At 55.9% G+C, this 322-nt stretch carries 1 pseudogene; it reads left to right on the top strand.

The window, feature by feature from the left end:
• Positions 1-322 (top strand): annotated as a pseudogene (locus tag P0G09_RS16875) (conjugal transfer protein TraE); the annotation flags it as partial.

Raw genomic sequence — 322 nt, 5'->3', positions numbered from 1 at the left:
CGCTCCGGCTACGATATGGACATCATCCCGTCCGATCTCGCCACCTTCGGCGGTGAGGCAAAGCGTCTGTTGCAGGATCTCCAGACCCGCAATGAGAGACTGTGTCTTGTGACCATCCTCATCATGAATCCGGCAACCAATCGCCAGAAGCTCGAAAATGCTGTGTTCCAGACCGCCGCCATTGCCCAAAAGTATAACTGTGCGCTCAAGCGTCTTGACTTCCAGCAGGAGGAAGGGCTGATGTCCTCTCTTCCTATCGGCATCAATCAGGTGGAGATCGAACGCGGACTGACCACATCCAGCACGGCGGTTTTCGTGCCGT

Origin of the sequence: Faecalibacterium sp. DFI.5.82 (assembly GCF_029076575.1) — a bacterium.
In the GTDB taxonomy this organism is placed as follows: Bacteria; Bacillota; Clostridia; order Oscillospirales; family Ruminococcaceae; genus Faecalibacterium; species Faecalibacterium duncaniae.
Note: the sequence above shows the minus strand (reverse complement) of the source record. Positions and strands in the feature narration are given on the sequence as shown.